The sequence below is a fragment of the Cecembia lonarensis LW9 genome (assembly GCF_000298295.1).
Classification (GTDB): domain Bacteria; phylum Bacteroidota; class Bacteroidia; order Cytophagales; family Cyclobacteriaceae; genus Cecembia; species Cecembia lonarensis.
Genome location: NZ_AMGM01000120.1, coordinates 1 through 9,853 on the forward strand (window position 1 = coordinate 1; position 9,853 = coordinate 9,853).

A 9,853-nucleotide genomic window follows, 5' to 3' on the forward strand; every position below is an offset into this window, starting at 1 on the left:
ACTCCATGACCTCGTGGGTATCTGCATCTATGATCCTGACACCAGTTGCCTTACCTTTTTTCTCATCATAGATAATGGACTGCACAATAGAAAAAGGCCTTATCGTTAGGTTTCCTGTAGCATTGGCTGCAGGTAAAGTAACGGCATTACTACTAAAATAGGCTCCATAGGGACAGCCACGGTCACAACGGTTACGATATTGACACTTGCCCCTGCCATTAAGAGGAACTGTCAGGTGGGCAGCCCTTCCGATAATCAGGTGCCTGCCCGGAAAATCTTTCTCAATCCGGCTTTTCACATGCTTTTCCACACAATTCAGCTCCATCGGGGGCAGAAAATGACTGTCCGGCAAATGAGGTAAGCCCAAAGGTTCACCACTGATACCTGCAAATTTCTCCACATAAGTATACCAAGGGTCGAGTTCATTATAGCGGATAGGCCAATCCACACCATAACCATCTTTGGCGTTGGCTTCAAAATCCAGATCTGACCAGCGGTAGCACTGCTTTCCCCAAAGAATGGACCTTCCCCCCATCTGATGGGCACGTACCCACATAAAAGGTTTGATTTCTGTATAAGGGTTTTCCAGGTCATTGGCATGAAAGTGCTCATTGGCCTGCCCAATAAACCCTGACCTTCCTCCTTTGTAGTGCTTCTCCTGTAAATCAGGCGTCAATGAGCCCCTATACTCCATATCCCAGGGATCCAGGTTCATGGTCGGGTAATCCTTCACATGCTCCACTAATCTGCCCCGTTCCAAAACCAAAGTCTTGAGCCCCTTTTCACACAATTCCTTTGCCGCCCAGCCTCCACTGATCCCTGAACCAATGACAATGGCATCATAAGTCATATTTTGTTTTGCATCAATATTAAAATTGGCCATTTTATTTTTTTAATTTGAATCCTGAATTTAATGAAATTTGGTAATTGACAAAGGTTCCTTCCAGGGATTTTATTCAGCAATAAGAGATCCAATGAACTTAAATCGCGATGATACCAAAGAAAACCCCTTCCCCATGAAAAAAGAAATAGAAAAAAAATCTTCCGGCAATAGGCGGGAGTTTATGATTCAACTGGGCACAACAGTTTTAGGAACTGGCTTTTTGTGGAGTCTGCCAAAAATGGGGCTGGCCTTCCCAAAAAGGAAGGAGCTGACTGTCAAAGAAGCCATAGACATTATCATAAAGGATATACCGGGAGCACCATTTGAACGCACGGTAGACCAATTGAGGTCCGGGAGCATGGACCAAAAGGTCACAGGAATTGTCTGTACCATGTTCCCCACCTTAACGGTGATAGAGCAAGCAAAAAAAATCGGTGCGAATATGATCGTTGCCCATGAGACACTTTACTATAACCACCAGGATGAAACAGATTGGCTGGAGGGGGATGAAGTGTTCCAATATAAAAGAAAATTGTTAGAGGAGCATCAAATAGCCATTTGGCGCTTCCATGATCACTGGCACAGGAGAAAGCCTGATGGTATAGCAGAGGGTAATCTCAAAAAATTGGGCTGGTATCCGTATTACAACGCCAGCAACCCAAGACTGCTCACCTTACCGGAAGCCCAATCCCTGAAGTCTATCATGGATCATATTAAAGTACATTTTGACATTCCAAAATTGCGCTTGGTTGGGGATTTGGACCAACCCTGTCAAAGCATTTATCTGGCCTTTGGAGCAATTGACAGTAGAATGATTATTGCTGCCACTCAGGAATTGGAGCCGGACTTGATCTTATGTGGAGAAACAAGGGAATGGGAAACAGTAGAAAGGGTAAGGGATGGAAGGCTAATGGGGAAAAATACAGCTTTGGCCATCCTTGGGCATGAGCTCAGTGAGGCCCCGGGAATGGAATTTGCGGCAGAATGGATACAAGAAAAAATCCCTGATATCCCTGTTAACTATATTGCTTCCGGTGATCCCTTTTTATTCTATTGAAAGTCTGAACATTGCTTGTAATTTTCGCTATGGTTTTAATCCCAGCGGAACCCTAATCAAGGAATTGAAACTATTTTTTAGGATTTAGCATTGTTTGGAGCAAGAACTTAAAGTCACATTTGAATTATGGAAAGACCAGATTTTAACATAGAAGAAGTCAACAAAATCATCCGAGGACGTAGATCCATGTTTGTGGCCCAATTCAAAGAAAATGACCCTGTAGATGATGCCATCATTGAAGAAATTTTAGAAAATGCCAACTGGGCGCCTAACCATAAACTCACAGAACCTTGGAGATTTACCATTTTCACAGGTGAAGGATTGAAAAAATTCGCCGATTTTCAAGCTGGACTTTATAAAGAACGGGCTACAAAAAACGGGAATTATATGGAAGCCACTTACCAAAAACTCAGTGAAAACCCGCTGAAGGCTTCTCATATCATTGCCGTTCAAATGAAGCGTGATCTTCGGGCCAATCTTCCGGTGATGGAAGAAATTGCCGCGGTGGCCATGGCGGTACAAAACATGTACCTGACTGCAGCAGCCCAAGGTTTGGCAGCCTATTGGGGGACAGGCGGACCGACTTTCTGGCCTGAGGCTAAGGAATGGTTTGGGTTGGAAGAAGAGGACATGCTAATGGGCTTTTTTTATGTCGCCAAACCCGCCACCGAAAGATGGCCTGCAGGAAAAAGAAAGCCGATCGCAGAAAAAGTGAATTGGGTAAGGTAAATTTGTACTGAAAACAACCCGTTCATGTCCTTTCGTTATTTTATCATTTACAAACCCTACGGCATTTTAAGCCAGTTCAGTGGGGAACAGCATACCCTGCAGGAGCTTGGAGATTTCCCCAAAGAGGTGTATCCCGTAGGTAGGCTGGACAAAGACAGTGAAGGCTTATTACTGATCACGGATGACAAAGCACTGAATAATTACCTGCTTCATCCATCCTTTGGCCATAAGCGAACTTACCTGGCACAAGTAGAAGGAAATCCCCAAGAAGATGCAATAAATGAATTAGAAAAGGGTGTAAGCATCAATGTTGATGGGAAAATGTACCGTACAAAAAGGGCTTTTGCGAAGATATTGGAAGAAGTTCCACCTCTACCAAATCGGAATCCTCCCATCAGGTTTAGAAAAACTGTACCTGATGCATGGATTTCTCTTTCCCTGATAGAGGGTAAAAATAGACAGGTCCGTAAAATGACTGCAGCTGTGGGTTATCCTACACTCAGGCTGGTCAGGTGGTCAATAGAAAACCTTACAATTGAAGGCTTTTCGGCAGGAGAAGTAAGGGAAATGCAAAAAGAAGAAATATATCAACTGTTGAATGTGACCGAGAGAAAAATCCAAAACACCAAAAGACAAGGTACAAAAGCGGTGAAACCATCATCTTCTGTCCGGAAAAAACGTTAATTTGTTAAAAAACCTTACCGCCTATAAAGTAGCAAATGGGGAAATTGGCATAAAGCTGATTTTGTCCTAATTTAGGCGGCTGACAAAAAGGTGCCGACAACACCAATTGATCAGATTAAACTTTAATTAGGAGATTCCATGCATCAGGAAAAAATACAACAAGTAATTCAAGAAGTCAAAAAGGTAGTAGTTGGCCAAGACCGGATGGTTAACCGCTTATTGGTTGGCCTATTTACCAATGGACACATTTTATTGGAAGGTGTACCAGGATTGGCCAAAACCCTTACTGTCAATACCTTGGCTAAGGTTTTACATCTTGGTTTTAGAAGGATTCAATTTACTCCTGACCTGTTGCCTTCAGATCTGATTGGAACCATGATTTATAATCAACAAGAGGCCAATTTTGAGGTAAAAAAGGGACCTATCTTTGCCAATATCATCTTGGCAGATGAAGTGAACCGATCTCCCGCTAAAGTTCAATCTGCCCTACTGGAAGCTATGCAGGAAAAGCAGGTTACTATTGGAGAGACCACTTTTCAACTTGATCGACCTTTCCTCGTATTAGCCACCCAAAACCCGGTAGATCAAGAGGGAACCTATCCCCTGCCAGAAGCTCAGGTAGACAGGTTTATGATGAAAGTACATATTGATTACCCGTCTAAGGAAGATGAAATGGAAGTCATGCGCCGCATGGCCAATATGCAGTTCAGCTCGGAAGTCAATGCTATCCTTTCCAAGGAAGATATTTTTGCGATTCGTTCCGCCATCAATGAGGTAAAAATTGCGGAGCCTTTGGAAAATTATATCATCGAATTGGTTTTTGCCACCCGTTTTCCTGAAAAATACGGACTTAAAGAGGAGGCTAAGTACATACAATTCGGTGTTTCACCCCGTGCAAGTATCAATTTGAATTTAGCATCAAGGGCCATGGCCTATATGGAAGGTAGGGATTATGTACTTCCAGAAGATATCAAAGCCGTGGCAGAAGATGTGCTGAACCACCGCATCATCCTCAATTATGAGGCAGAGGCAGACAATATCAGTACGCGGGACTTGGTCCGTATATTTTTGGATAAAATCCCAATTAACAAAAGCGTAACATTAAAATAATTCAAAAATCGCGTATTTCGGCTTTCTTCTATCTGAAAGAAGTTCGTTTACCCATTAGGGCCATTCCAATATTAACATATTGTGATGGCCTTTTCATTTTTTATCCCTCAGATTAATGAAATCATAATTTTTCAGACCCGCTCAATTAACATTCAGTGTTGAATTTTGTGCAGTTGAAAATATGCTGTACAAAATCAATGTTTATGAAATTGAAAATCTTCTTAACCGCCTTCACTTTACTTATAGTGAATTTGGTTTGGGCCCAGTCGGGAAGTATACGGGGAGTCGTCAGTGACTCAAAAACAGGAGAAACCATCATTGGTGCCAACGTCAGGATTGAAGGAACAACTATCGGAGTGGCTACTGGTTTGGATGGAGACTTTGAAATTTCCCGGGTAGAACCTGGCACTTATACCCTTATTGTTTCTTTTATTTCTTACAAAACCTTACGCTTTGAAGATGTATTGGTCGTTGCTGAAAAAGCCTCTGTTCTTAATGTCAACCTAGAAGAAGACCTTGGGGACCTGGGCGAAGTAGTTGTAGTGGCTACCAGAGAAACAGGCAGCAACATGGCCATTGTTTCTGAAATCAGAAAGTCTTTACAGGTAGTCAGCGGTATTTCTTCCGAGCAAATCCGCTTATCCCAAGATGGAAATGCTGCTCAAGTAATGAAGCGTGTTTCAGGAGTCAGTATAGTTGATAATAAGTTCGTGAGAGTGCGAGGTGTAGATGACCGCTACAATGTGGTGATGATTAACAACTCAATAGCGCCAACTACGCAAGTTGATAAAAGAACATTTTCTTTTGATTTGATCCCTAGTGAAAACTTGGACAGAATGCTGATCTATAAGTCAGCTTCTCCAGAAGTTCCTGGTGATTTTGCTGGTGGAATGATAAAAGTTTTTACAAAAAACGCTCCAGATGAAGATTTTATCAATGTGGGCTTTGGTGTAGGGATCAGACAAAATACCACATTCAATAAATACAGTCAGACCAGAGGATCGAGTACAGACTGGTTGGGTTTTGATTCTAGCAGGGGTTTACCTGATGGTTTCCCTACAACGAATGAATTGTTAAACTCTGGTACAGGCAATCCTATTCGTGCTACGGCAGGTCAGCTATTAGACAACAATTTTCGAATGGACACTACCTCCGCGATGCCAGATGGTAGCTTTGGTATCGCATTTGGAAAAAACTGGATGCTAGGCAGAAAAAGGTTGTCTACTGTAACTAGTGCAACCATTTCCCAGGGATACCAATACTTCTTGGCAGAAAGGAGCAGATACTTTTTCCCTGAACCAGGAAGACCTACAGAAAAAAGAGACGAGTACTTCGACAATACTTACATCAAGGAAAATGAGTTGGGCATCATGTCCAACTGGTTATTGAGGCTTAATTCGGATAATAAAATTGAATTCCGAAACCTTTTCAACCAATCCGGGCTGAACGAAACTGTGGTGAGAACAGGTAGAGATTTCATTCAGCGACCTTTTGGAGCCCAGGATTATTCTTTCAGGTACGAGGCCAGAAGACTATACACTGGACAGTTGGAAGGCACCCATTTGTTTAACAATGAGAGTACTAAACTGAATTGGGTGTTGGGTGGAAATTACTTGTACCATGAAGAGCCTGACTTCCGTAGGTTAAGAACTTTCTTTAGTACAGATGCTTCCGAAGGTGAGTTTGTTATCATAGCACCTCCAAGTTCCAGCCCACAAGATTTGGGAAGGTACTACGGTTATATGAATGAAAGAGGAGCTGTAAACGGCGTCAACTTTGAGAAGAAGTTTGCCGGTGCAGAGAAAGACAGGCCAAGAATTTTTAGAGCAGGCTATTTAGTGGATTACAAATGGAGAGACTTTGAAGCCAGGTACCTTACTACATTTTTCCCTGGATTCCACAATCAGGAAATTGGAGAGCAATTGTTGAGGAAACCAATCTATGAGGCTTTTGCTCCTGAAAATTACAGACAGGGTGATGGTTGGTTGATACAGGAAGGAACCAGGCCAAGTGATGCTTATGATGCATCCACATTTGTGGCTGCGGGTTATATAGGAGGCGTTTACCCTGTGGGAGATTTCAACCTTTCCGGTGGACTTAGGACTGAATACAGTGTACAAAACCTCAACACTGCTACTGATGCCGGAATTATTAATGTTGAAAATGTTGAATTGGCTTATTTGCCTTCTTTGAATGTAGACTACAACTTTAACAGCCAGTCTTTGCTTAGGGCCAGCTATGGCAAAACCCTTAATCGTCCAGAATTCAGAGAATTTGCACCATTTCTTTATTACAGTTTTGAATTTATTGCTGGCTTTTTCGGGAACCCTGATCTGCAAATGGCCAGAATAGATAATGTTGATTTGAGGTATGAATTTTATCCGAATGAGGGTGAGACTTTCAGTGTTGGAGCATTTTACAAATTTTTTAAAGATCCAATAGAATTGATTCAACAGAACGTCACCGAAAACCTACAGTTTAGCTACGGTAATGCAGTTGACGCAACAGTGTATGGCGTAGAGGTAGAAGGTAGAAAAGCTTTGAGTACAGTTACTTCTGCTCCTTTTATCAGAAACTTATCCTTCAACGTCAATGCCTCTTTGGTGTGGTCGGAAGTATTCTTAGGTGAGGATGTGGCTTTTGAAGCCAACAGAAGGGCACTTCAGGGACAGTCTCCTTATATGGTCAATGCGGCCATTTACTACATCGATCCCATTTCCAATTTCCAGACCAGTATAGCCTACAATGTTCAAGGTCCAAGGATTTTTGTCGCTGGAAATACCAACTTCCCTTCAATTTATGAACTGGAAAGACATGTGGTAGACTTGACGGTCAGCAAAACATTTAAGGACAGGACTACCCTAAAATTCGGTATCCAAGATCTTTTCAATTACCAGTTCAGGTTCTACCAGGATTCCAATTTTGACAGGAGAATAGATAGAGATATCGATGATCCCATGTATTTGTGGAGAAGAGGTTCATTGTACTCATTCTCTGTTAACTATCGCATCAAGTAATGACTAAACTTTATATACCAATTAATTACAACTTTATGAACCAAATTAAAAACCTCATGAAATGGGCTACTATTCTGTCTGTGGCCTTACTTCTATTCTCCTGCGGAGAAGATGATCCTTTGCCTACAGTTAGGTATACCTTATCTACGGTAGCCTTGCCTTCAGAAGGCGGTTCTGTTTCTCCTGCTACGGGACAGCATGCTCAGAATGCCAGTGTTCAGGTAACTGCGACTGCTACTGCAGGTTGGCAGTTTGTCAGATGGGAAGGTGATGCTTCTGGTAACACCAACCCCATTACCATCAACATGACCGCTGACAAAGCAGTAGTAGCGGTATTTGAGCAAGTAAGTAATATTGAGGAGATCGAAGGTACTTTGTCTACAAGGACCCTTACCAAAGACAAGCAATACTTACTAAAAGGTCAGGTTTTTGTTCCAAATGGTGCGACCTTGACTATAGAACCTGGAACCATCATTTATGGTGAAAAGAGATCCAGGGCTACTTTGGTGATCGATAGAGGCGGAAAACTGGTAGCGAAAGGTACAAAAGAAGAGCCTATCATCATGACTTCCGCTCAAGAGCCAGGTGAAAGAGACCGTGGCGACTGGGGTGGTGTCGTTATCCTTGGAAGAGCAAGGACCAATCAAATTGATCCAAATATCGAAGGTATTGATCCTCCTGTGGTATTTGGTGGAACAGATGATGAAGATAGCTCTGGTGAAATGACCTACATGAGAGTAGAATATGCCGGTATTGAGTTGACGCCGAACAACGAAACCAACTCCATCACTATGGGTGGTGTAGGTAGAGGAACCATAATGGACTATTTGATGGTATCATTCGGTGGTGATGATGGTTTTGAGTGGTTTGGGGGAACAGTTAACCACAAATACTTGATCTCTCATTCTACTTGGGATGATGACTTGGATGTGGACTTTGGATACTCAGGCAACGTACAGTTTGCATTGGTAGTAAGAAACCCTTTCTTTGCTGACCAGTCACAATCCAATGCTTTCGAGTGTGACAATGGACCAAATGACAATGATGTTCAGCCTTATACTACAGGGACTTTCTCTAATGTGACCGTTTATGGCCCAAGAGATCGCGTTGGAAGATCCATCTCGGGTAACAACTTCCATTCTATTGACCTAAGAAGAAGAACTGCTGTATCCATCTTCAACACTGTTGTAACTGGCTTCCCAACAGGTTTGAGATTCAATACTGCTTCTGTAACTCAGCAATATGACAATGGTGTAGGTGTATTAGCCAATAACATCATGATTAACCCAGGTGCAAACTTCGCTGCTGGCGGTGGAGCCAATGTTGAAGACGTGGAAAGAATTTGGAGTGCTGCAAATACTACTTTGGCATTACCTGCGGCAGATCAACCTTGGGAGGATTTCTACAGAGGTTTTGGTTTGAAGCCAGAAAACTTCTTCGCTAGGTATACATTGCTTACCTACCCATCAAACCCTGACTTCTCCTTATTGCCTGATGGCAGCTTGTTTACCGGTGCTGACTTCTCAAATGCCAAATTCTCTGAAGCTTTGAGAGCAGATCAATTTGACAAAACTGTTGAGTTCATCGGAGCATTCGGTACAGAGGACTGGACCGATGGTTGGGCAGAGTTCAATCCAATCAACATTGATTACATAAACAAGTAATTTAAAATTTTACAGATAGAAAGACTTGACCCTATCCTCGGATAGGTCAGGTCTTTCTTTCAATTAAAAGCAAGGTATTATCATGAAGCTATACGTCAACCTTTTTTTAATCTTATTACTTGTACTTTCTTCTTGTGCCAATTCACAGGACAAGTACGATCCAAACAAAAAATTAAATGATCGGGAGCAAAGACAATTGCTCTTGACCAGCATTCGCTATATGGGGCATTTACCTAAAAAGGGGACTCATGAAACCAAATTTGATGCTGTTTATGATGAATATTATAGCAAGCTGGCCTTAGATTATACGGTGGAAGCTTACCACCAAAAAGATGGCTATGAATACTTTTTGGCAAGTAGAATTGCCCCTTCATTAAAAGTAAAAAAAGTAGCTGTAGGAGTGAAGATGAAAAGAAACGAGGATGGCCACCTGGAGCATTACGAGGAAGTCTTCAGAACATGGAGATTTGAAGTCCCTGAAATGTTGGAAAAAGGATTGATGCTATTTGACAAAATGGTCAAAGGCGAGGACCTAGGCCCTTATTATCCGCAAAACTCAGGTAAAGAAGAGTATATTGAATTTCCTGATGAAAAAGTATTTTTTGATACTGTGGATAGAAGATGGAAGGTAAAAAGTACAGGCATTCAACTTACTGAAGAAATCATATAGAATCTAAAAAAAGTTTCATGGATAACCCCAAAAAATACC

Annotated in this window: 8 protein-coding genes; 7 read left to right on the forward strand and 1 reads right to left on the reverse strand. The window is 42.0% G+C overall.

The features are described 5' to 3' along the window. A partial coding sequence (locus tag B879_RS19295) for a GMC family oxidoreductase N-terminal domain-containing protein (protein WP_040401289.1) occupies positions 1-883 on the reverse strand: 883 nt, incomplete at its 3' end. Between the two features lie 133 nt (positions 884-1,016). Between B879_RS19295 and B879_RS19300 the strand changes: the two genes are divergently transcribed. From B879_RS19300 to B879_RS19330, 7 genes are all read left to right on the forward strand, one after another. Continuing rightward, positions 1,017-1,940 (forward strand): Nif3-like dinuclear metal center hexameric protein, encoded by a 924-nt coding sequence (locus tag B879_RS19300; protein ID WP_040401292.1) that lies wholly within the window; start codon positions 1,017-1,019, stop codon positions 1,938-1,940. A gap of 126 nt (positions 1,941-2,066) precedes the next feature. Then, complete coding sequence (locus B879_RS19305; protein WP_009186907.1) at positions 2,067-2,669, forward strand: nitroreductase family protein; 603 nt, start codon at positions 2,067-2,069, stop codon at positions 2,667-2,669. Positions 2,670-2,693: 24 nt separating this feature from the next. Then, entirely contained in the window at positions 2,694-3,353 is a 660-nt protein-coding gene (locus tag B879_RS19310; RefSeq protein WP_009186908.1) for a pseudouridine synthase, read from the forward strand. A 138-nt stretch (positions 3,354-3,491) separates the two neighbouring features. Further along, positions 3,492-4,463 (forward strand): AAA family ATPase, encoded by a 972-nt coding sequence (locus tag B879_RS19315; protein WP_009186909.1) that lies wholly within the window; start codon positions 3,492-3,494, stop codon positions 4,461-4,463. A gap of 203 nt (positions 4,464-4,666) precedes the next feature. Then, the gene (locus tag B879_RS19320; protein ID WP_009186910.1) at positions 4,667-7,480 is read left to right on the forward strand and encodes a TonB-dependent receptor; all 2,814 of its coding nucleotides are present in this window, start codon (positions 4,667-4,669) and stop codon (positions 7,478-7,480) included. Between the two features lie 35 nt (positions 7,481-7,515). Then, positions 7,516-9,144, forward strand: a complete 1,629-nt coding sequence (locus B879_RS19325) for a beta-helix domain-containing protein (protein WP_009186911.1) — start codon at positions 7,516-7,518, stop codon at positions 9,142-9,144. 82 nt (positions 9,145-9,226) lie between these two features. Next, positions 9,227-9,814, forward strand: a complete 588-nt coding sequence (locus B879_RS19330) for a hypothetical protein (protein ID WP_009186912.1) — start codon at positions 9,227-9,229, stop codon at positions 9,812-9,814. Positions 9,815-9,853: the final 39 nt, after the last annotated feature.